Below are 23,187 nucleotides of genomic sequence, written 5' to 3'. Positions count from 1 at the left end.
CGGCGTTACCTGACGACCTGGACTTCGCCGACGGCCACCTGCACGTTGGTCTGCCGGACCTCGGTGAGCTGGCCGGCCTGTCCGCCGCCCTGCCAGTTGATCGTCCATGTCGAGGTCGCGGTCACTGGGAACTTGCCGTTCTGGGCGCCGGCCGAGGTCTTGGCGTACACATGTCCGCAGGTCGGCGACTGGGCCATGCCAGCGGACGACGTGTAGGGCGTTCCCGGCCCATTGCACGTCACGGAAGCACCGTCGCCCATCGTCCACACGATCTTCGAGACCTTCGCGGTCGCAGTGACGGTGATGCCGCCTGCCGTGGCCGATGCGGTGTTCGGTCCGTACGTTGTGGGGCTCTGGTTGACCCACATCCACATCGGGACACCCACGGTGTACTTCCCGGCCGGGCGCGGGCTGGCGATGTCCGGTCCCAGGAGCGTCATGGAGTCGACCGCACGCTGAGCCAGCTCGCGAGGATCCACCTGCGGCACAGGGGGTTGACCGGCCGGCACGACGACGAAGCCGTCCGGGTTGTCCTGACCGCCGTCCGTGCACCCGTAGAAGTACAGGTCGTTCTTCTTCGGGTCGGCACCCTTCCAGCCCGGCCATTCGGCCGGTGGCTTCGGATCGACCTTGGTGTACTTGCAGTCCATCTTGCTGTCGCCGCTGTCGCTGCCGCCTTGCGAGCCACCGGCCTGCCCGCCGTTGCCGCCGGTCTGGTCACCCACGCCTACGTCGACGCAGAACTTGATGACCTGGCACTTACCGGCACCAACGTCGGGATCACCGTCAGCGTGCGCGACGCCCGCCGAGGCCAGGGCGAGGGCACCGGTGAGTGCGGCGAGGCGCCGAGTTAGCAGGCCTGCTCTTGAGCGGTCAACTTCGTGACCATCCACTTCGTCCCCCACTTTTCAAGCGTTGCGGTGCTGACGTATTTGATGAGCCGTGTCGTGGGCAGAGGGACCTTCTTCTTCGAGGCCTTGTCGATCAGCGTCCAGTGTGTCGTGTCGATGCAGTCCGTCACCGTGGCCGTGGGGATCTTGGTGTTGGTCACCTTGACGACCTTCGGACGGATCACTGGCTTGCCGGTGGTCACCTGTCCGGCTTTCCGCATGACCTCGAGGTCGTGTTCGATATCGAACAGGGCCCTCAAGGTGGTGTTCTTCTTCAGGTCGGTGCCCGCCGAGGACGCCTTGCTGTAGGCCTCGGTCTGTGCATCCCAGGAGCTGGTGTACGCCGCGAGGACGGCGGCGTCGACGGTGGAGCTGGGCGCCGGCGAGACAGCCGTAGGGGTAGAGCTGGGCTTGGACGACGTGTCCGAATCGTGGCCGCTGCACGCAGCCAGCACCAGCAGACTTCCGGTGAGGAACAGCGCGGTTGCGTGCTTCCGGTTGCGAACAACGGCGTGCTCGCGCCCCGTTGAGCGCTGTTGTGTAGCTTTCACGTTGCCTCCCCGTACGACGCGGTGCGGTCGACCGCAACCCCCGGCCTCCGACGTGCGGTGGCCCAGAACCGCGGCCTGGTCCAACTGCGATGATGCGCTTGCGTGACCGCAAGATTACGCATATGCCAGCCAGCTTCCCAGCTCGCTATGCGAGTCCACTCGCACAACTCGGGATGTATCCGGTCACTTTCGGAACCGGAGGTCGATTTGTAGTTCTGTGTCTTCGCTCGTCGCGCCAGCACATCTCAGGACGTGATCGCCGGACCGGGCCGGACCTTCTGGCACTGCCGTGCGTGAGAACGAGATCTCCGCGCGCCGGTTATTCCCGAAGCCGGTCCCAGCGGCGTCACAGGCCACCGGAGGCCTCTCGCCGGAGCGCGTCTCGTGAGTGAGACGGATGGGGGTCATAGCCCAGTCCACGGACGAGGCTTGTCGCCGGCCAGCGGTACCCACACGTCAGAGGTGGGGCGGTACTCGTCCAAGTCCTCCAGGACGGCCGCTCCCAGTGGCACCTTGCGGGCCATATCGGCCACGAGCGGGTGAAGGGCGACCATCGCCTTGAGGTCCCTGATCCGGTTGTCCATCGCCTCACGCCCTGTGCCGGTCAGCACGAACAAGATCCGGGGAAACACCGGGTACCAGCGCAACCAGCCGGGCCCGGCCGCCTGCCGCCGCCGACCGACGGGCTGCGGCTCGTACGTCCACAGCCTCGCGTACCCAACCGTCACCGCGCCGGCGGGCATCGCGCTCCGCGCAGGAGGCAGTTGCGAGGCTGAGACGCACGACCGGCCGCAGCGCCGCCATGTCACAGCTCGGTCCAGGGCCTCGAATCGCCGCCGGCCAGAGGCACCCAGACGTCACCGGTGGGCCCCGGGTCCTCGAGGTCCTCCAGGACTGCCGCGCCCATCGGCACCTGCCGGGCCAGCGTGCCCACCAGCGGGTGCTCCGCCACCATGGCCTGCAGGTCACTGATCCGGTTGCCCAGGACGTACCGGGAGGCCCCGGTCAGCACGAACAACACCCGGGGAAACACGGGATACCAGCGCAGCCACACCGCCCCGGGGCTGGCGGGCTGGCGCGAGCGTGGCCGGCCGAAGGGCTGCGGCTCGTACGACCACAGCCGCGCGTACTCGATCAGCTTGGAGGCGAGCCGCTCGCTGCCCATCGTTGCCCGGTCGACCTCGACGAAGGCTCGCAGCTTGGTGCGCTCCTCACCCTCGATGAGGGTGTAGTGCATGACCGCGTCCGTGATGATCCGCTCGCCATCGCTGAGTGGGTGGGAGACCTCCGGTGTCCAGTCCAGGTGGCCGTGCTCGTCGCCGCGGCGGCGGGCGTCGGTGACGAACGCGAGGTGGGTGCGGAGAACGGTCAGGGTGTGTGGCGTCTTCAGCGAGGCCGCCGTGGCCGAGTTGATCGGATATGCGGGGCGTCCGCGCAGGGCGGGGAAGTCCTTCGTCAGCCGTACGCCCTCGCTGGTGAGGTACCAGGCGCGGGACCGGTTGGACTGCGGCAGCACGGTGTAGTCCACCAGGCCGTCGCGGCGCAGCTTGTTGAGCGGCGCGGAGACGGTCTGCCGCGCGGTCCCCGGCCGCAGCAGTTGGTGGAGCTGGCTAGTGGTCGCCATCCGGTGCTGGCCGAGCACGACCAGAAGCTGATGCGGCAGCGGCTCGATGGGGCTGGGCGTACGGGTGGACGGCGTTGTCTCGAAGGCAGTGGTCACTTGTAGTTCCTCTTCTGCAGATGGACGGCCGGCTGGGCGGCGGAGGTGTGCTGGGCGAGGAAGGTGCTTACGCGGGTGAGCTGGGCTTCGGCCCTGGCGGTGAGCGCCTCCAGCGGGGCGGCGCCCGCTGTAGCCCGGGCGGCGCGTTCCAGCGCCCTGGCCTGGCCCGGGCGGGCGTAGTCGGCGAACACGTCGTCCAGATGCGGGCCGGTGATCCGGACAGGCCCGACACGGCGGCCCTCGACGGTCAGCGACATGTAGTGCTCGAAGCGGTCCAGAGCGGCAACGACATCCGGAGTGGGACGGTCACCCCACTCGGCAGTGATCGGGGCGATGGCGGACTGCGACCCCGCGGTCGAAGCCAGGGTGGAGGCGTTCTGCACCAACGACAGTCGCACCGGGATGGGAAGGCGGGCCAGCAGCTGGGTCATGCCATGGACGTGCACCTTGTACTTACGGAAGTCCTCGAACATCGCGGCGATCGTTTCTGGGGCCGCGCCGGTGAGGGTGATCAGCTCGTCGAAGTACGGGCGGAACGGTACCCGTTGGGCTTCGGGGGTGTCGCGGCGCGAGCGCACGGCGCGCAGCAGGTCCCGGGCGAGCAGCGCGGTGATCAGCCGGTGGGTGGGCCCATTCCCGCCCGGGCACACCCACACGATCATCCGCGAGTCCATCGCGTCCCGAATGTTGTAGACACCGGCCGGCTGCCCGAGGAAGGCGCGGGTGACGGGGTTCGCGGCCAGACGGGCGATCGGATTGAGGACAACGGCGAACGCGTCGGTGGGCAGCGTGGGAAACACGGTCTGCCACCAGGAGCGGGTCTCATCGTCCAGCCGCCCCTCGACCGCGGCGAGCGCCGTCGTGCGGAAGACCGGGTCGGTCAACAGGGACCGCACGTGAAAGATCGTGGCCTGGTCCTCCGGCCGTCCGGCCCGGCAGGCGGTCTCGTTGACGGCCACCAGCACCGCCAAGGCGGCAGTGAAGATGGTCAGCGCGCGGGGAGCGGTGGCGTCATCCCAGCCGAGCACCGACGCGTAGGCGTCGGCGGTCGCCTCGACGACCTCGTGCGCGACCTGGCCTTGGTGCATACCGATCGGGTTCCAGCAACTGAGCTGCGAAGCAGGCCCACTGGCGTTGAGGTCGATCAGCGCGATCCGCGACATCAGGTGGTCGTGGGCGAGGAACGGCAGGGCGCGCGGCCACGAGTCGCGGTGCGGGTCGACGAACATCAGCCCGCCTCCGGCATGCGCCCAGCCGATCGCCTGGGCAAGGGCGCGCTCCGTCTTGCCGCCGCCCGCCTTGCCCACCCCGACCTCGAACAGCGTCTCCTTGGCATAGGTGGCGACCAGGCGCCGACGGCCGTCCGGGCCGCGGTAGATCCCCTGCAGCAACAGCTCGGGATTGCCATACTCGAACGTCGGCAGGTCGCCGGCGAGCAGAGGCAGACGGCAGTGCGTCGTAGGCGGCTTGAGCAGGCCGGTCAGCTCTTCCAGGCGGACCCAGTTCGGACGGGGCGGCTGGGAGTGCCCCAGAGTCCAGCGGCGTTCGAAGCTGCGGCGGCTGGGCCAGCGGTCCGCCCCGAACCGCCAGGGGCCCACCCTCCAGCCGCGCATCGCCCAGCGCGAGCCCCCGCCGAACACATCCAGGGCGGCCTGGATCTGGGCGAGCCGGGCCTCGGCGCGGCCCTCGGTGTTCGAGGCGCACATCACCAGCAGCTGCACTCGGACCAGGTGGTCGTCCTCGGCGAGCTTGCCCAGCGCCTCCTCCGGGTCCACCCGGCGCGGGACGGGCGGCATGACCAGTCGGCGCCCGCCTCCGCCCTGCTTGCCGGCTACCAGTTGCTGCAGCTGCCAGGTGAGCGAGTCCTCGATGCCGGTGGCGTCCTGCCGCACCCACCGGGCGGCCCGCTGGGCCTCGCGCCGCTCCGCGCGTCGCGCGTCGCCCATCAGCTGCAGACGACGCGCCCGCAGTGCCCACTTGGGGGCGCGCTGGATGTCGAGCCGGATCTCGGCGAGGTCCCCCAGCTCCGCACGGAGGTCCGAGACGGCGTCGATCAGCGGCTGCAACGGGTCGGGGTTCAGCGGAACCTGACGCAGGGGTGCGGTCGGCTTACCACGCAGGATGAACTCCGCCCGCACCACGTGGTCACGGGGCCGGTCGATGAGGGGACGGGCCCGGATCACGGTGACGGCCGGACCGAACGGCGTGATCGACAGCAGGCGTTCACCGCCGGCCGGGCCTTCGATGCGGTAGCGCAGCGGGCTGGAGCCATCGGCGCGCAACCTTATCTGCACGGTCTTCGACCGGCGCGGCGCCCACCACGGCATGCTCGTCGACGCCCGGGCGAGTTGCACACCCCGGCGGAAGATCTCCTCCAGACCAGGATCAAAGTGCCGCGACGGTACGAGCTCAAGCGCCATCCGTTCGGCCGAGGCCTTCCGCGCCAGGTGACGCACTGCTGCCTCGCCCGTGGCCCAGACCGCCACGGCGGCCAAGGCCACCACCCACCAGTAGGTGATCAGCCAGGCGACGCTGTGAACGATGCCCAAGACGAGGCCGAGCACCTGGCCGGATGCCGATGCGGAGCTCTGGCCAGTCAGAAACGGGTCTGCGGAGTCCACGTGGACGCCCCCTTCAGTGCGTTGGTGCGGGTGAAGTGCCAGTCGGTGATGCGGAGGTCGGTGAAGGTGCCGCCGCGGTCCGTGCCGGCCCAGACCAGATGGACCACCGCCTTGTCCGGGCTGCCATCTCGGCGGGCGATGGCAGCCTGGATGCGGAAACGCGCGGTGGCGAACGCCGGCGCCACCGCCCGGTTAGAGGCGGGGAACACCTGCGGCCAGTTCCCGCGGCCGACGCCGGTGGCGTCCGCGCGCAGCAGCGCGCGGCCCGCGGTGAGGAGTTGCTGTTCGACGCCTGCGGGAAGGTCGGGGGGCCAGGCCGTCTCAAGGGAGTGCTGGATGGCCCCATCGCCGGCCGGCCCCTCGCCATGGGGTGGAAGCGCGGGCTCGGTGGCTGACGGCGTCGATGCGGAGGACGGAGCCGATGCCGGGGGAGGCGGCGTGGCGATGTCCGGCTGGCTGGTGGGAGGCAGAGCAGCCGTTGACGGATCCGTGGCTGCGGGTGCACCCGACACCGCTGCCGGGGCGGATGGCCGCTGCTCGTGCGACACGCCCAGCAGGGAGACGCCACCGAAAACGGCCAGGATGACGGTGCTCAGCACCAGCAGACGTGGAGAGCGCGGAGTCGTGGTCACAGCAGCCGCGCTCCCCCCGCGTAGCCGGACATGGCGTTGACCGAGTCCAGCCGTACGACGGTGCCAGGGCGAGGGGCGTTGATCATTTGGCCGCTGCCGAGGTAAATGCCGACGTGATAGATCGTGGAATCGCGTCCGGGCGCGTAGGCGTAGAAGACGAGGTCGCCGGGCTTGAGGGCGTCCGTGCCGAGGCTGGCGGGGATCCGCTGGCCACGACCGGCCTGCGCGGCCGCGGTGCGCGGCAGGCTGATGCCGGCCTGGGCGTAGGCGTAGGTGGTCAGCCCCGAGCAGTCGAAGCCCTTGATCGTCGTGCCGCTTTTGCCGCTGGGTGAGCAGCAGATCCCGTACGACGGGCCGCTTGTACTGCCCCCGCCCCACGAGTAGGGCACGCCCCGCTGGGAGAGCGCGGCATCGATGACGGTGCGCACGGTCCCGGAGACGTTCTTCAGGTCGGGGCCCTTGGCGGCTGCCGTGTACTGGTCGATCCACCCCAGCACGTTCGCCACGTACTCCTCGGAGTGGTTGTACTGCAAGATCGCGGCCTTCAGCTGCGATCGTTGCGTCAGGTCACGGCCGCCTCCGCACAGGTAGATCGCGGCGCCGAGGGCGGCGTCGTCGGCGTTGTGCGGGTCGGCGACACGATCGCCGTTGGCGTCCTTGCCGATTCCCTCCCAGGTGGAGGGCAGGAACTGGAAAGGGCCCACTGCGCGCTCCCCGTTCGCGGTGCCGTCCCACTTGCCGCCGTCGGTGTCGGGGAAGACGGTGGTGTTGCCGCCCTGGCCGGAGCCGTTGAGGAGCACGCCGTAGATCTTTGGGCGGATGTCGCCGTTGTCGGCGACGTTGCGTCCGGCGGCGTGGTTGGACTCGACCTTCGCGATCCCGGCGAGGATCGGCCACCGCATGCCGCGGCATTTCGGCGCGTACTTCCCGACCTGCTGGACGGCCTTCTTGTAGGCGGTCAGCATCCGAGCGGGAATGTCCGCGGCGCTGCCGCCTTCGGCGATTCCGCCGTCGCCCGGTGCGCCCGCCTGCAGCGCGACGTACGCGCTGATCGCGTTCCCTACCGGTGCGGCACAGCACACGGCGGCGAACATCAGCAGACCCACCATGCACCCCCACCGCCTCACACGGCGTCCCGGCATTCTCACTCGTCCTCACCGTCCTCGGGCCGCCGCCGAGACCGCTCCTGGCGCAGGCGTTCGGCCTCGGGGGCGGTCCTGCGCATCAACTCCTGCATCCGGGCCCGCGCTTCGTCGCGCGTGCGGTTGCGGGCACCCCCGCCTCCGGGAAGAACCGGACCGCCGAGGTTGGCAGGAGGCCGCGGCGCAGCGCCGTCCCGGCGCAGGGACGGCGCCGGGTCCGGCGTTGCCGACGGACCGACCGCGGGCGCGGTCGGCCGCGTCGGGCCGGAGGCCGGCCGCCGTGCAGGACGACCGGACGGCGCAGGCCGGGCAGGCGTGGTCGGGCGGGGCGGAGCTGCCGGAGTGGCTGCGGTGGGCAGGCGGCGGCTGGCAAAGGGACCGGGACCGCCGCGGTCGTCGGTCTGCTCCCGCATGACGCGGGAGACGTGCCGTCCCGTGTCGGTCCAGGCACGGCCGTCCTCGCGCACGGTGTTGCCCCATACCCGCACCTGCTGGCGGACGTCCTGGGAGTAGCGCGAGCCCCCCGACCGCGCCCGGCGCACGTTGGCCGGCAGGCCGACCGTGGCCCCGTATGCGGCCCGGCCGCCGCGGTGCAGGATCCGGTAACCCCGGAAGCGCACCAGCCGGTTGTGGGCCCGCGTCGACAGCAGCGTGCGGTCGCTGTTCTGGTCGTGCAGGACCTGCCCGGTGTTGCGGTCGACGACCTGCCCTTGGCCGTTGCGGTACCGGTCGGGCGGCCCTGAGGGCTGGCGCGGCCCCGTGCCATCAGACCCACCGTTCCCGCCGTCCGGCGGGCCGCCCGCGCCCAGGTCCCCCTCGGCGGTGGGCTTGCGCCACTTGGCCAACTGCTCCTTGTCCGGGCGGCGGCCGATGAGCAGCCAGTGCGCGCCCTTCCTGCCCAGGCGGGCGCCCAGCCCACCAACGGCCGCAGCTGCGGTGAGCGGCGCCAGACCACGCCGGGCTTCAGCGGTGGCATCGGCCAGGATCCCGCCGGTGTCCACCGGCATTCCCGCACCGTCGAACAGAGAGGTCAGCGCGCCCATCAACCGCTGGCGGGTGCCGAGCATCCCGAATCGACCGCCACCACCCCCAGTGAAGGCGCGCAATCCTCCGCCGTATCCGCCCGCAGGGGAGTTCATGGCGAGCGCGGCGCCGAGTTCGGAGGTGTCGCCCGGCATGTGGGTGCCGCCGACCTTGGCGTACCGCATCCGCATGGCCATGCGCTGGCCGAAGGAGGTGATGCCGGCCAGGAGCCTGCGGTGCCCGGCCGCGCCGGCGATGGCGAGGACGTCGATGAGTAGGATCCGCTCCACCATCAGCTGGGGACCGTTGGTGATGGTGGCGTCGACAGCGATGCCGAAGAACGGGATGAACGCGCAGACCCCGACGACGGCCAGGACCGCGATGCCCCACAGGGACAGCCACTTCCACACGCTCTGCCGCGCGGGCCCCGGCAGCATGCCCGCGATGAACGTGACGCCGCCGGCGGCCGCCGCGGCCGCGCAGACACCCTGGGTGCCGAGCAGAACGATGGCGCTGGACAGGAGCATGCCGCAGATGAACAGGGCGGCGATCAGCAGCAGCGCGGCGCCACCGACTCGCCACCAGGTGGGCTTCTCGGCGTAGGCGGCGCAGGACTTGCCGACATCACCCGCCCGCTTCATGTCCGCGAGGAAGGCGGCGAACTCACGGTCCTCGTCCGTGACGATCGCATTCGAAGAGTCGAGTAGTTCCCCGCCTGGGGTGAGAGCTGGCAGACCGTCCTCGGTGTCCTTACCGCTGGGCACGCCTTCCTGGAAGCCGCGCTCGCAGTACTTCCTTCCCGGGCCGCGGATCTTGCGGCAGACGTCCTTGCCGTGCTCTGAGACCTTGACGTTGCCGGCCTTGTATCCGCCGGTGATCCATTTGAGGTGGACGGCATACGCTTTGCGGTCGGCTTCCTTGGCCGGGTCGAGGATGCGCCCGTACTGCAGCAGCATGTAAGGCTTCACGACGAGAGCGTTGGTGATCGAATCCTGAAGGGGGCGGGCCACCTCCTGAGCAGAGACGGGCCCTGTCCCATCGAGCTCCATGCACTTGGTTTCCTGCTGGCCGGCCATGCCGTCACAGGGAGCCTTGCTGGCGAGCTTGCCGCCCCAGTCGTAGGAGTTCACGCTCCGCTGGGCGACCTCGGCGGCCACCTGCTGGGACTGCCCCAACGGGCCGTTAGGGCCGAGCAGAGTGTCGGGGCGGATGAGAGCCGAGGCGGCGATCGCCCCGATGAGCAGGGTGAGGAAGATTTCGCTCAGACCGCGGCCGACCCGCCCGCGCACGATCATGAACCCAGCGAAGACGAACGCCCAGGCCAGCAGCAGACCTTTCAGCCCCAGGGTGTCGACCACCACGGTGCCGTAGGTGTCGGCGACCTTCTGCGCGGGCCGGGCGAGGATCTTCAGCAGCGGGAACCGGAAGGCGACCTCGATCGCCCACCCCGCCAGCCCGACCAGGAGCCGGATCAGGGTGAACAGGCCCGACAGGGCGAAGGCCAGGGCCTGCGTCTTGAAGGCGACGATGGATCCGCCCTCGGCATTCAGGTCGTATCCGTCGATCGGCACACCCTCGGAGGAGGTGATGTTCAGCGGGGCGAGCAGGTCTCCGGTCTCGCTGTTGCTGCCGGCCGCATACACGACCTGGGTGTTCACCAGAAGGAACACGCCGGTGAGCAGCACGACGAAGCCGGCGGAACGCAGGGTCGCGCGGTCTGGACGGAACACGTCAGCGCCGCCTTTGCCCAGCAGTCGACCTCCGCCGCCACACCACCAGGGCAGCCACACCCGCACCGGCCGTCCCCAGCCTCCACACGCCACCGGCCACGTCCCGCTGGGCAGCCGCGGTGGTCGTGGCGCCCCGCTCGCAGTAGGCCTTGGCCGGCCCGATGATCCGGGCGCATGGGTTCTGGTGCGTGGTGTGGGCGTCGGCGGCGAAGGCCTGTCCGGTCTGCGGCCACCACGTGTCCGGCACCCCCGCCCCGAGAGCGAGGATGACCGCACCGGCGACAACGGCGATCACCGTGAGGACGCTCGCGACTGAGGCAACGCTTCGGGAGCGGTCCCAGGAAGATGTGGTCATCAGGCGTGCTCCTTCGGACGTGCGTCTTCGACCTCACCGGCGAGCGGTTCAGAAAATGGGGGCGAGGCGGTGCCCGGGCGGCGTCCGGGCGTGGTGGTGATGGAGGCGGTGATGCGCGCGATGCGCGGGATGGAGACCTTGATGCGGCCGGTGTTCTGCCGCGGGCAGGTCAGCAGGAACTCGCCCTCCCTGCCCCTGTGGCCGACCGGGGACAGGCCGGTGGTCACCAGCCGCAACAGCTCGCCGTCGTTCGGGTCGAGGCCGATGAACTCCAGGCCGCGCCGAGCGCGCTCGCGGTCGGCGGTGCGGGCCAGCGCCCGGTAGGCCATCAGCCCGCGGTCCGGGCCCAGTTCATCGGCGTCGTGAGATCCAGCGATGAGCCCGGCGCCGTGCTTGCGGCCGTCGTGCAGGATCTCGTGCACCAATGCGGTGCCCTCGGCCGAGCTGGTGAGCCAGTACAGCTCGTCCAGCACCACGGCGGTGAACCGCTCCGGGTCCTCGAACGCGGTCTGCCGGGCGATCGCGGCGATCAGGTAGAGCACCGCGCGGCCGATCAACGCCTCCAGCGGCTGCTGATGCAGGATCTCTGGGTTGGCGAACGCGGCCTTCGGGGGCAGCTTCAGACCCGTGGTGGTGATCACGATCATGTCGGAGGCGCTGGACGCGTCCAGCCGCACAGGCGGCAGCGTCGGGTCGAAGACCATCCGGGCCAAGGAGTTGGTGGCGACGACCCGGATGAGGCCGGCGAGGGTCGCAGCCGCGTCCTGCCGCTTGCCCGCCTCGCGCGTGGCCATCTCCTCGAGGACCTCCAGGACGCGGTGCATGGACGGCTGATCTCCGGCGGCGGCCTGCTCGACGGCGTGGTGGAGGACCTCGCCGCTGGTGCTCATCGGACCGATGCCGAGCTGCAAGGTGAGGTAGGACAGGGCGTAGTGGCGGCCCTCCGGCCCGTCGAACATCCGCAGGGGGTCGATGGACACTTCGGCCTGGGCGGCGTCGATGATCTGGACACGGCCCTTGGCCGCGTTGCGGGCGAAGGTCGCCCACTCGCGGACCGGGGTGCGGTCGATGCAGATCGCGCAGCCGCCACGCGCCCACACCGCCTCCGCGATCAGCTTCTGCAGCACGCTCTTGCCCGCGCCGAGATCCCCGACGATCCCCATGGACGCCGACGCGTCGACCTTGGGCGCATCGGCCACGTTGATCATCACGGGGCGGGTGGTACCGCAGTCCAGATCGATACCGAGGAACATTCCGTTCGGGTCGCCGACCTTGGCCGCGGTGAAGGCCCCAGACAGAGCCCAGTCCTCGGAGACCTGGTGCTGGGTGAACTCCCGCACCACACCCGGGCGGACGGTGCCGGGCAGTCCCAGGGCGAACAAGGCCTCCTGCAGGCCGGCCGGGCGCACGGCGCGGTAGTCGGCACCCGCGAGCAGCGCGGCCAGGGCCCGCGCCCGCGCGTCACAGACGGCCGCGGTCGGCCCCCACACCGTCAGCACGGTCACCGACTGGACCTCGACCTCCACGGAAGTGCGGGACAGGCGGGCATCCAGCTCGCCCAGGTCCCGGGCGGCCTCGGTGAGCGAGGCCGGCATGCCGGTGGGGCGGGCGTCGTACTGGTCGGCCTGGTCGATCAGCTCGTTCTTCTTGCGGCGCACCTGGTCGCGGGCCTTCTCCGCGGGCACGAGCGTGAGGTCGACGGTGTAGTCGACGGGAAAGTCGAGCATCTCCAGCTGGGCGAACAGATCAGCGGCGTCCTGGCTGACGGCGGGCGGGCACTCGGCCAGCGCCAGCTGCGCCTGGTAGCCCACCCCTGCGTCGGACTCGACCTGCAGCCAGCGCCGGCCGAGCGGCGAGCTGGCATTCACGCGCCACCAGGCCTTGTGGCCCGACCGCGTGATCTGGCCGGCGCTCTTGAGCTCGTCGACGTCGTCGAGGTCGGGATCGATGCCGCCCTCGTGCAGGCGGACCTGGCCGAGGTCGGCGTAGCTGGGGGAGCGCAGCACCCCGTCACGGATGTGCCCGCCATACAGGTCGCTGGTCTCGGCCTCGGTCAGCAGTGGCTCGGCCAGGCCGCGGTGGAGGGCGTGCTGGATCATCCAGACGATCTCCGCTGGGCGGGCGGGCCTGAAGGCGATGCCGCCAGCGAGCGCGGCCTCGACCCGGGAGGCCTGCTCGCGGTAGGCGGTCACCTCACGCCGTGCCACCGGTGCCGGGGGCATGCCCAGCATGGGTGCGATCTCCGCCCACGCCGCACCGAGCGTGGCCGCGACCTGCAGGCTGGTGTTCTCAGTGTGCAGAGGCACGGCCAGCCACAGGGTGCGGCGGTGCATCTCCTGCTCGTCCAGCAGATCCAGGGTGGCCTCGACGTTCTCCACCCACGGGTGCCGGCCCGCACCGGGTGCCTGCTCGGCCGGCTCGATGCCCTCGATCATCTTCAGGGCGATCTCACCCGGGTCGACCTGCGCGCACAGACCGAACAACCGGGGCGCCCCGGACAACGACCGCACCAGATGGGTGATCTTGGCGAGCTGTTCGTCGCGGACCGCCGCCGGCACGTACGTGCCCTGGACGGTCTCCTCACGCTGTCCCTGCGCGTCGGGGCCGGGATGCAGCCGGTAAACGGCCCACACACTGCCCTGCGTCGACCACACCAGATGCCCGGCGATGTGACGGATCGGAACCCTCATCGCGCACCCCCCTGCTGGGCGAGCGCGAGCAGCTGCTGCACACCCGACACCGGACCCGCAGCAACCGCAGCAGCAACCGGCTGCGTGCGGCGGGGCGCGGACGAGTGGACTGTGGGCGGGCCCGGGCGCTGCGCCCGCTCCGAAGGCCGCTGACCCGGACGCAACGGCGCGACCTGGGCAGCAGGGCCGGACGCGGGCGCGTCCTCGATGGTGAAGCCGCCGAGCAGCGCCTGGGGGGCGCGGTCGCGGGCGGCCCGCCCGCCGATCCGCCCTCCGCGGGGCTGCCAGCCCAGCAGCACCCAGCCCAACGCGGCCTGCATCGGGGCCCGGCCACGGATCTTCGGCCGGCGCACCGCCCAGATGGCCAGCACCCACGCGACGATGGGCAGGGGGAACATCCACGACCACCAGCTGATCGTCTTGATCAGCAGGAAGCCGCCACCGACGGCGAGAGCGATCTGCGCGGGCGTGTAGGGGCCGAGGGGGATCTTCCAGTCAGCGACCTTGCCCAGCACCCAGGGGTGGCGGCGGGCAGAGGTGTAGAAGCGGCCCATCCGTGCCGCGGCGGCCGCGCTCACAGCCAGCCTCCGACGCCCGGCGAGTGGTCACGGGAGGCGGGGAGCTGGGACTGCACGATGCCAGGGACGGCGGGTGCGCCCTTGGCCGGGTTCTTCACCTCGTCGGTGAACATGTTCGCGAGATCGTCGCGGGAGTTGTACAGCCCGAGGGCAGCGATCATCAGCAGCAAGGCGCCGATCCCGGCCTTGATGCTGAACTTCTGAATCATGATCACGACGACGAGGCAGATAAGACCCGCCTGCAGGCCCTTGGTCGCCCAGTCCTTGAACATGTTGATCCACGAGGTGCCGAGGTCGTTCAACTGCCCGGCGAGCATGAAGCTGTGCACCGCGTTCACCGCGCACCCCCGTTGCTTGCAGTCCCGGACTCCAGCGCCGCAACTTCCCACCGGCCAGAGCGGGCCTTGAGCGTGAGCTCATACGCCAGCGGCCACCGGCCGGCGGCGTCCCGGGCCTCCACTGAAGCCAGGACACGCACCGTCGTGCCGTCAGCCGGAACCTTCTCCGCGGCCGCGGCCTCCTCGACCGCGGACACCTGCTGGACGGCGACCGCCGTGTACGGGGCGGGCAAGACCGGCGCCACCGCCGCACCGGGCGCGAGATAGCGGTCGACCTCTCCGGCACCCGTCAGGTAGGCGGCGAGGAACTCCTCGACTGCCGAGGACAGATTCCCGTCGGGAACGCTCACGCCGTACGGCGACTTCGGAACCGATGCGCGAGCCGGACCGGCCACCACGCCGGGGGCACCCGTCACCGCGAACGAGGTGCCCGCCCGGTCGGAGATCACCGGCACGGCGTAGTACCGCACCGAGCCGTCGGCGTACTGCGCAGCCACCGTCACCGACCACGTGCCACCACCGCGCTGCGCAGTGCGCACCGCCGTCACAGACTGCGGCGCCAGATGCGCATCGGGGACGGGGGTGGGCAGGTCGACGCCCGGCGCCATCGACTGCGCAAGCCGCGCCTGCGCACTCGTCTCCTCGCCGGCGCTGCTGCGCAACCAGGCGCTCAGGAACAGCTGCGCATAGCCGCCCGGATCCGTGGCGGCCGCCGCGGTGCGCACAGCGGTGGGCTTGTTCGGGGTGGCCGCTTGAACCGTGGTCGGGGTGGAGGCGACGGCGACGCACAGGGCGATGGGGCCGGCCGCGATGGCGGTCAGCACCGCTACCCGCGACAGCCGTGCCCGGCGCCGCATCGCCTCCAGTCGGGCACCCGCCGCCATCACAGCAGCAGCCTCGCCCTTGGAGGCCTGCTTGCCAGGGGACATGGTCAAACTCCCAGGTCAGAACCGGATGTTGCTGACCTCGAGAAAACCCGCCGCCCCCGACCCGACCACCGACCACCAGACCCCGACCAAGGTCACGATGGGGACACGAAGCCCGTGGTCGGGGTCATGGTCGGCCCGACCACAGGCCCGACCACGGCTGGCCGTGAACGGACGACGGGACATCGGGGCCCGCCCGCGGTCGCGGATCAGACGAGCTCCTGGGCGACCACGTGACGCTCATCCACCGGTTCCCCCGCGATGTGTAACCGGCAGCTCCCGGGACACAGGCAGGTGCGCAGTGCCCACTGCGCGCCGGAAGAACAGGAACCGTCGGACCGACTGCGCAGCCTGACCGTGCATCGACTGCGCAGGATCCTCGGCCGGCTGCACAGGCCGATTGCGCACCGCCCATTCGCCGCTGCGCAGTCGGGTGCGCCAATGCTGCGCAACCTGTCTCGAAACCTGACGTTTTCTGTATCGTCAGGATTGCCTGACGAGATTGACGGGAGTCGAGGAGGGGGCCATGGGCTGGCTGTACTCGCAAGGCGACAACGAAAGCGAAGGCGACAACCACGAAGGATGGGTGGTGGCCGTCCTGTCGGACGGAACCGACGCCGAGCGCGACACGTTCGAGGACGCCGAAGAGACCTGGAAAAGGCGGGTGAACTGGGCGTGGTCCTACAAGTACGACGGCAACGGGGGACGACGGAAAGCCCAAGGCCTGCGCGTCATCTGCCACTGCGGATGGCGAGGGCCTCGCCGCCCGGTCGACTTCACCGACCCCGACGCCTGCGACGTGCAGCTGAAGCAGGAATGGGAACGGCACTGCGAGACCAGCCTGTGGCGCATGCAGACCCAACGCATGAAGCAGCTCATCAGCGACCTGGACGAAGCGTTTGACCAGTTGACCGGCCGCCTCACCGCGGACGGCGAGCCTGTACGTCCGCTCCTGGCCGTCCACGCGGCTACCTCTTTGCTGATGGACGTTGAGGCCTGGCAGCGGGACGCTGTGCGCGCGGCTCGCAAGGGCGGCTTCTCCTGGGACGAGATCGCCGGTCCGCTCATGATGAGCAGGCAGAGCGCACACGAGAAGTTCGCCAAGCATGTGGAAGCGGACGCGGAGGAGACGCCGTCGTGAACGGCCCCGGGCTCAGCTTCTGATCCGAGTGACCCCGCGCTGGATGCCCCGGCCCGCGACGGCGGGGCCGGGGCATCAGCAGTCCGGGAGAAGCCCCGCGCACTCAGCGAATGCGCGCAGTGGATGGTCATGGTCGGCCCGACCATGACCCCAACCATGGGCCTGCCCGGGCAGGCCATCGCGTCCGGCGCGGGCTGCCCGGACCGGCGGCCGCCGTGCGATCACGTGCCGCCCGGCCACAGGGCCCGGACACACCAATGCGCAGACGGAAGCCGGCCGGGCCGCGACAGATGCCTGCGCAGTGCGCGATACGGACCAGTGCAAGAGAAGATCAGGAACTCTCGGGCGGACTGCGCAGCCGTCCCAGCGCAACTCGACTGCGCAGGAACCCCAAGCCGGTTGCGCAGCCCGGTTGCGGAAGACCCTTCCGCGGCTGCGCAATCACTGAGCGCCCGGGCTGAAGGCGCCGTGGTCGGCCCGCCCATGGGCCCGACCACGGCTGCTAGACCGCTCCGTTGCCGGATCGTGACCGATGGTCGGGGCTCGTGGCCATCGGCCTGGTCGGGGTCGGCCAGTGAGCTGAGGCCATGGAACACACGCACGCCTCTACGCCCAGGACCCCCGGCCCGCCCAGAGCAGCGAGCCCGGTGGGCCGCCGCAGGCGCCGCCCGTGGCATGCGTCGGAGACACGGCGGTGAGCCGCTTCGGGGCGGGGATCCGCCGGGGCGTGATGGCGGCCGATCAGTTCACCCAGATCGCTAACGCGCTGTTTCGTGACTCCAGGATGTCGTTCAAAGCCAAGGGGCTCTTCGGATACGTCAGTACGCACAGGAACGGCTGGCAGGTGACGGTCACCGACCTCGTTCGCCTGGGCCCGGACGGACGCGAAGCGGTACGCACCGGCCTGCAGGAGCTCGAGGCGCACGGCTACCTGATCCGTGAACGCCTACGCCGCCCGGACGGCACCCTCGGCGAGATCGTCTACTGCATCACCGACCGGCCGGCCACCTTGGACATCGCGCTGATCGAGACCGACGTGATGGTCACGTCCACCGAGGCCGAGCCTGCTCGCGGCCTCCCGGCGGGAATCCGCCGGGGCGTGATGGCGGCCGATCAGTTCACCCAGATCGCCAACGGGCTCTTCCGTGACCCCCGGTTGTCTTTCAAGGCCAAGGGCCTGTTCGGACTGCTCTCCACGCATCGGGACGGCTGGCGGATGACGGTCGCCGACATCGCACGTCGTGGCCGCGACGGTGACTCAGCCGTCAAGAGCGGGCTGAAGGAGCTGGAGAAGCACGGCTTCCTGGTACGGGAACGGGAGCGCGGCCCAGACGGCACCCTCGGTGCGGCGTCGTATTTCCTCACCGACCTGCCAGCTCTGCAAAGTAGCAGGTCACAGCCAGAGTCGGGTTTTCCACCAGTGGATGACCCTACGTTGGCTGATCGGTCCACTAAGAACACCAACAGAAAGAAGACCAACAAGCAGAACACCAGACCCCTCCGTCCGTGCCGCGGCGACGCGTCGCGAACACCGGGACGGACGGACCGGCGGGACACGCCGGCGTCCCCGCCAGCCGCGCCCGCGGCGGATGAGATGCACGCGGGGATCCGGCTGCTGCTCGACCTCGGGGCGGCTCGCCCCGAGCTGCTGCTGACCGGGCAGGCGCTGACCGATCAAGGCCGCGTCGTGACCGTGATGCTGGAAGCCGGCTGGAGCCGCGAGCAGCTGCTGCACGTCATCGCCGACCGGCCCCTGCCCCATCCGGTTCGGACCACGGTCGGTGCGATCGTCGCCGCCCGCCTGCGCGCGGCCCAAGCCTACCCGCCGCCCGCCACCGCGGCCGACCACCACGACCAGCCCGTGTGGGACGGCCCGCCGCCGCAGCCGATGACCGGCTCCGCCGCCGCCCGCACGGTGAGCGAGGCCCTGACCTACCGGGCCCTTACCGAATGCGCCGGCTGCGGCCATCCCGCAACCGCCCCCGGCGAGGACCTCTGCCCGGCCTGCCTCGGCTGGCCGCTCTGCCGCACCTGCCCGGGCCCGACGCCCCGCCGCGCCCACCCCGCAGGCGACGGCCGCTGCACCACGTGCACCACCGCATCGCCCCGATCTGCGGAAGGAAGCAACGCATGAACGAGCCGAGCAAGCCCCTGCTCCCGGGAGAGCACGGGCGCGTGCCAGGCGGCCACCAGCCGGCGGACATGTCCCTGTATCTGCTTGTCCGCGCACGAGCCGTGAACCGCAGGACGCCGAGCCGTATGCTCGGCAGTGAACGCCGACGACGTCTGACCGTTGCGCGACTTCGCGGGGAGGAGATCGCATGCAGGACCCTTCGGACTCGACAGAGAACGCCGAGCCTGAGGAGAACGGCCAGAACAACACCGCCGACTCACCTGTTGCGTACGATCCGAAACCCGACTCGGGCATCGACTCAACGATGGCATCGACGGTCCTGGCAGAGGTGCTTCCAGGGGTTGCTGTCGTCTTCGGCGAGGTCCCGGCGGAACTCAAGCCCGATCTACTCGACTTCGGGCTCGTGTCGTCAACCGACCGCAAGCAGATCTCCACGGCCCTTGCCTCGATAGGAAACACGGCGACGGTGGCCGGCAACCTCGCAAACGCATTCGCCAGCGCGCAGGGGCTCTACAGGATCAGCGACGCAACACAGACTTTCCTGAGGGCCGGCGCAACGCTCGCGGTCAAGGATGGCGCGAACCTCGGAACGGTGATCTCCTCCAGCCGCTTCGTCGCTCAGGCCCGCTTCATCCCCGTGACTGCGGTGAGCGCGGCGCAGACCGCGGCTGCGATCGGGCCGGCGCTGGCCATGATCGGCCTTCAGATGCAGTTGAGCGAGGTCACGCGCCTGGTCAGGACCAACATCGCGCTGACAAGCCAGGTACTCACAACTATCCGCAACGAGCAGTGGGCCGAACTGACGGGCCTCGTCGCTACCATCGATCGCGCAGTCGACCACGCGCGAGAGGTCGGATCGGTCCCCACCACCTTGTGGCATAAGGTCGCGGATAAGGAGGCGGACCTGGAAAAGCAGCTCGAACTGTACCGACTCAACGTCCGCGACCACATCGGGCAGATCCATGAACTCGAACTGCATGGCCGCCGTGAGTATCTCCAGACGAACGCCGCCGCGATCTTCTTCGACGCCAACGCCCTCCTGTCTTCCCTGAAGGCATGGACCGGATATCAGGCGCTCCACGCTGCGCGGGCGAGCGCCGCTGGACCCGACGATGCCGGCGAGGCCCGGCTCGTCGACATCATTGCGCGCGACACTCGCGAAGCGCTCGGCTCCGCTCTAGCCGAGACAACGAGCCTCGTCGACTCGCTGACGCGGGAGCTACGAATCATCGCCGAGCTCCCCGGACGCGACACACTGCCACTGCTGAGCAAGCGGAAGGACTCGAACGCAGCCCGCCAAATCTCCGCCTGTCTTCTGGAGGCGATCGAGCCTCTTGCCGATGTTCTCCATCCGCCGGCCTCTCCGCTCGAGGCACCGGGCGTGGTCTGCGCACCCACATCGCTGGCTCTCGAGCCCTACCTTCGCATCCTGCGATGGTTCCTCGAGGACGGTGAGACCCTACGTGTCCTGGGCTTCCCCGACGAGCTCGATGCCCCCGATCCCGTTTCCGCGATCCTCAACGGAGCAATGGGGATGTTGGCCGCAGCGAGGGACAAGGCCCCGGCGAAAACACTGGTCGCCGTCACGGATCGCCGCATCATCATGGCCAAGGCAAAAGCATTCCTTGAGCAAGGCGAGATCCGTGAGGTCATCCCGATCGACCGGGTGCGATACGTCCGAGCAGCGACCGCACAGGACAAAAACACCCGCTTGGCGATCGACCTCATCACGCGCGACGAGAACATCCGGTGGCCTTTCCACGCTGACATCGACAACGCTCAAGTGGACGCGCTTGCCGCCGTGCTTGCCGAGTCGATGACGATCCCGGACGTTGAACGTGATGAGCTGCAACGGCGGCGCTACGCCCTCGTCGAGGCGGGCAAGAAGGGCGAGAGTACGGGCACGAGGTCTACGGAATCGACTGGATCCGAGGCCACGGCCTGCGCTGCCGAGTAGGCCTCGAGCTAATTGACGAGGGGTCGCCAATGGGCTCGCATGTACCGAGTCTGGTCCCGCGCGGTGTGCGCTCTGAGCCCGTCGCGTCTGCTCACCGGCCTGGGCTGCTCGGCTGCGGGCCAGCCGCCTGATTGCCTGCCAGGCAAGATCACGATTGCGGCACGGGTGTCGATTGTGTGTAGCGGGCATGGATAATCTGTGTCGCCGCCTGGTTCCTTCGGATGGTATCCGGGCCGGCAGAGGGCTGCTGTGGGGAGAGCGAGAGCCCCTGGCGTCTGCGCGACGGGATTTGACGCGGCCCGAGTGCACTGCTTGCGCGAGGGAGGTGGGTGGCGGCTGCGTGGGCGCGGGGTGAGCAGTCCGTCCTCGGTCTGGTCGAGGGGCCGGGGGTGCTTGGCGGGCCGGGTTGACTGGTGCAACCATGCGATGTCAGTGGTGGTTTGTAGGGTGCAAGCGCTGGGGGGCGGGCTGTAGGCGCGGGCGGTGTGGCATGTGCCGCGGGTGCCCGAGGGCGATAGGGGGCCCAGGCGGGCGGGCCGGGGCAAGAGGTGGGGGTAGGACGTGGACTTCGCGCCATATGCGGACTGGCAGCGGGTTTTGGAGGAGGCCTTCTTCAGCTCTGACTGGGACGGGCATCCGGTCATCATGTACGTAGACGACAGGGTGGCGGAGCAGCTGCGAGACCGTTTCAGCCTTGCTGTGCCGCTGGCTGAGGCAGTGCGCCGGGTCATCCGGCCGGATGAGCCCAGGCCCTACGAGGCCGTCGAGCGGTATGAGGCCTCAAAGGGCTCGAGCAGCGAGAATGCGCCAGCCGTGCTGCCCCTGCTGGCCTGCGCAGTAGTGGCTGCCACCCGTATGGCCCATGACGGCAATCGCCGGGCGAGCAACTACCACAGCCACTTCTCTGAGCTTCTCGCAGTCAGGGAAGGTGTGCTCACGTCCGCCGATTACGCTGCAGTCGCCGAGATGTGGCAGCGGCTTGCCTCCTGGCAAGTCCAATGGGGCTCCTACCGGGGCCTGTGCACCATCCCGTCGCCGGGCGACGTGCCCCGCCATCAGGCGCGTATCGGGTATGCCCTGTCCCAGGCCGTGCTGCGCGGCACCGACCGGCAGCTGCTGCCGAAGTTCTTCGAGGTCATGAGGTCCCGCAGTGCCGGGGCCTGGCCGCTTCCCGGAGCCGCGCTGCTGCGGGGCGCCCGGCTCTGGGATCAGGCCGGCAAGTTCTCCCCGGCCTTCCAGAAGGCGCTTGACCATCCCGAGTTCCGGCCGATCGTCGAGCGGCTGCTGGGCCGTCTGGCCGATGTGTGGGACGGCTCCACGGAGTACGTCCGCCACGGAACGCCGCGAGGGGAGCTCGTGGTGCGGTTCGAGAACCGGCGCCTTAGCTGGCTGGCCAGGTTCCAGCGCCCGGGTGCCGCCGAGTACCAGCTGGCCCGCGGTGTCGCGCTGCGGCAGCTGGGAGAGACGAACTACTACGCGGTGGACGGGCTGGAGCTGCCGGCCGACCGCTCCCTGCGTGCGGGCGTGCAGCTCATCGGAGAAGGCGTTGCCGTCAGCCGCCCCGCCTCCTCCCTGGTGGTGCTGACGCACAACGAGTCGCTGGACTGCCGCACCAGCGTGGATAGGTTCGTCCCGGGCGAGGAGCACATGATCCTCGCGGCGCCCGAGGCGGTCCGGGATGTCGAGGCTGTGCTGGAGAGGGCGGCGTCGCCCAGCCGCTCGCCCAAGTTCTCGCTGTCGTGGCTGCCGAAGGGGTGGGTCCTTTACCCCCGCGTGGTCTTCGAGGATGCGGTGACGCTCAAAGAGGCCATCCGAGATGTCGAGGGTTCGCTGCTCGCGGTGCAGCCCGCTCCGCAGTTCAAGGCGTCGTTGCAGGGCGGGCTGCTTCTCGCCCCGAAGCTCAGCAAGAAGCTGTACCTGGCCGGGGGCGAGCCCGACCTCGTGCTGCCCGACGGCGCGTCGGGCGAGGCGGTGCTCGACGGACGGCAGCAGGATCCGCCCTTCCAGGCCAGGGGAGTACCCATCCCTCTCTGGCCGAGAGCCCTCGCGCCGGGCGATCACCTCCTGGAGGCGGAGGGAAGTGCCTTGGCCTTCACTACAGCCGACGGCGCTCCGTCTCCTGCCGAGCCGGGCAGCGTCGCCGGATTCGCCGTCACAGGTTCTGAAGCTGCGGCATTCGCCTGCGCGGGCAGCGATACCCTCCTGGTGCGCGGAGCGGACCTCGGAGCCGCTGGCTTGGGCGCTGCGCCCCGTGTCGTCCTGTGCCGCCGCCGGGCGCAGCAGACGGTGTTCGTCTCCTCCGACGGGCGGGCCTGGCGGATAGCCGAGCCCGACACCCCCTCATGGTGGTCGAGGCTGCCTCAGGCGCCTTCCGACTACCGCTTCGAGGTCGACGTCCGTGCCGGCGGCGGATGGGTGCTGCAGCTGCGGCAGAGCGAATGGTGCGTCGAACCGGCCTATCCCGAGGCGCCTTCGTTCGCTCCCGGCCTGCAGCACCGGGCGTGGGCTGATGCCGTACTGGATGCGGCAGGTGCGGGCAGCGGAGAGCTCTGGGCCGCCTTCGTTGCCATGGCCCGGGAGGTCGCAGAGTGCTGAGTATCGGAAACCTGCTCCTGCGGTGGGCGAGCGAACGCGGGGGTGGCAAGGTTGCGGAGTTGAGGGCCGGCGTGCTGCGTACGGCCCGCAGCAGGGGCGTCTCCGTACGCGAGGGTGCGGACGGCCGATGGCTGCGCGATGTGTCCGCCCTGGGGCACCTGGAC

The 23,187-nt window shown here is 70.0% G+C and carries 16 protein-coding genes and 1 pseudogene; 4 read left to right on the top strand and 13 right to left on the bottom strand.

What is annotated here, in order from left to right:
• Positions 1 to 5: 5 nt before the first annotated feature.
• From AC0B9F_RS35645 to AC0B9F_RS35585, 13 genes and pseudogenes are all read right to left on the bottom strand, one after another.
• Positions 6 to 905, bottom strand: a complete 900-nt coding sequence (locus AC0B9F_RS35645) for an ATP/GTP-binding protein (protein ID WP_472009636.1) — start codon at positions 903 to 905, stop codon at positions 6 to 8.
• Positions 851 to 1,441, bottom strand: coding sequence for a hypothetical protein (locus AC0B9F_RS35640; protein WP_472009634.1), 591 nt, complete (start codon positions 1,439 to 1,441; stop codon positions 851 to 853). Before AC0B9F_RS35640 ends, AC0B9F_RS35645 begins: the two co-directional genes overlap by 55 nt.
• Positions 1,442 to 1,845: 404 nt before the next feature.
• A pseudogene (locus AC0B9F_RS35635) lies at positions 1,846 to 2,163 on the bottom strand (replication-relaxation family protein); the annotation flags it as partial.
• Positions 2,164 to 2,246: 83 nt separating this feature from the next.
• Positions 2,247 to 3,161 (bottom strand): replication-relaxation family protein, encoded by a 915-nt coding sequence (locus AC0B9F_RS35630; protein WP_472009632.1) that lies wholly within the window; start codon positions 3,159 to 3,161, stop codon positions 2,247 to 2,249.
• Positions 3,158 to 5,782 (bottom strand): ATP/GTP-binding protein, encoded by a 2,625-nt coding sequence (locus tag AC0B9F_RS35625; RefSeq protein ID WP_472009631.1) that lies wholly within the window; start codon positions 5,780 to 5,782, stop codon positions 3,158 to 3,160. Before AC0B9F_RS35625 ends, AC0B9F_RS35630 begins: the two co-directional genes overlap by 4 nt.
• The gene (locus AC0B9F_RS35620) at positions 5,758 to 6,381 is read right to left on the bottom strand and encodes a hypothetical protein (protein ID WP_472009630.1); all 624 of its coding nucleotides are present in this window, start codon (positions 6,379 to 6,381) and stop codon (positions 5,758 to 5,760) included. Before AC0B9F_RS35620 ends, AC0B9F_RS35625 begins: the two co-directional genes overlap by 25 nt.
• Before the next feature lie 29 nt (positions 6,382 to 6,410).
• A complete protein-coding gene (locus AC0B9F_RS35615) occupies positions 6,411 to 7,523 on the bottom strand; it encodes a C40 family peptidase (RefSeq protein ID WP_472009628.1) in 1,113 nt (370 codons plus the stop codon).
• Positions 7,524 to 7,558: 35 nt separating this feature from the next.
• Entirely contained in the window at positions 7,559 to 10,309 is a 2,751-nt protein-coding gene (locus AC0B9F_RS35610) for a hypothetical protein (RefSeq protein WP_472009627.1), read from the bottom strand.
• A 1-nt stretch (position 10,310) separates the two neighbouring features.
• Positions 10,311 to 10,664 carry a hypothetical protein gene (locus tag AC0B9F_RS35605; RefSeq protein ID WP_472009625.1) on the bottom strand — a complete coding sequence of 118 codons (354 nt, stop codon included), beginning with the start codon at positions 10,662 to 10,664 and terminating at the stop codon, positions 10,311 to 10,313.
• Complete coding sequence (locus AC0B9F_RS35600; protein ID WP_472009623.1) at positions 10,664 to 13,354, bottom strand: ATP-binding protein; 2,691 nt, start codon at positions 13,352 to 13,354, stop codon at positions 10,664 to 10,666. Before AC0B9F_RS35600 ends, AC0B9F_RS35605 begins: the two co-directional genes overlap by 1 nt.
• Positions 13,351 to 13,932: a hypothetical protein gene (locus AC0B9F_RS35595; RefSeq protein WP_472009621.1), complete on the bottom strand. Its 582-nt coding sequence runs from the start codon at positions 13,930 to 13,932 to the stop codon at positions 13,351 to 13,353. The genes AC0B9F_RS35600 and AC0B9F_RS35595 overlap by 4 nt, the downstream gene beginning before the upstream one ends.
• Positions 13,929 to 14,270, bottom strand: coding sequence for a hypothetical protein (locus AC0B9F_RS35590; RefSeq protein ID WP_472009619.1), 342 nt, complete (start codon positions 14,268 to 14,270; stop codon positions 13,929 to 13,931). Before AC0B9F_RS35590 ends, AC0B9F_RS35595 begins: the two co-directional genes overlap by 4 nt.
• Complete coding sequence (locus AC0B9F_RS35585; RefSeq protein WP_472009617.1) at positions 14,267 to 15,199, bottom strand: conjugal transfer protein; 933 nt, start codon at positions 15,197 to 15,199, stop codon at positions 14,267 to 14,269. Before AC0B9F_RS35585 ends, AC0B9F_RS35590 begins: the two co-directional genes overlap by 4 nt.
• Positions 15,200 to 15,722: 523 nt before the next feature.
• Between AC0B9F_RS35585 and AC0B9F_RS35580 the strand changes: the two genes are divergently transcribed.
• From AC0B9F_RS35580 to AC0B9F_RS35565, 4 genes are all read left to right on the top strand, one after another.
• Positions 15,723 to 16,337 carry a hypothetical protein gene (locus AC0B9F_RS35580; protein ID WP_472009616.1) on the top strand — a complete coding sequence of 205 codons (615 nt, stop codon included), beginning with the start codon at positions 15,723 to 15,725 and terminating at the stop codon, positions 16,335 to 16,337.
• A 694-nt stretch (positions 16,338 to 17,031) separates the two neighbouring features.
• Positions 17,032 to 18,471, top strand: a complete 1,440-nt coding sequence (locus tag AC0B9F_RS35575) for a hypothetical protein (protein ID WP_472009614.1) — start codon at positions 17,032 to 17,034, stop codon at positions 18,469 to 18,471.
• Between the two features lie 187 nt (positions 18,472 to 18,658).
• Positions 18,659 to 20,428, top strand: a complete 1,770-nt coding sequence (locus AC0B9F_RS35570) for a hypothetical protein (RefSeq protein ID WP_472009613.1) — start codon at positions 18,659 to 18,661, stop codon at positions 20,426 to 20,428.
• Positions 20,429 to 20,989: 561 nt separating this feature from the next.
• A complete protein-coding gene (locus AC0B9F_RS35565; RefSeq protein ID WP_472009612.1) occupies positions 20,990 to 23,023 on the top strand; it encodes a hypothetical protein in 2,034 nt (677 codons plus the stop codon).
• Positions 23,024 to 23,187: the final 164 nt, after the last annotated feature.

This window comes from Streptomyces sp. NPDC097129 (assembly GCF_055668065.1).
This window is presented reverse-complemented; position numbering and strand designations above follow the sequence as displayed.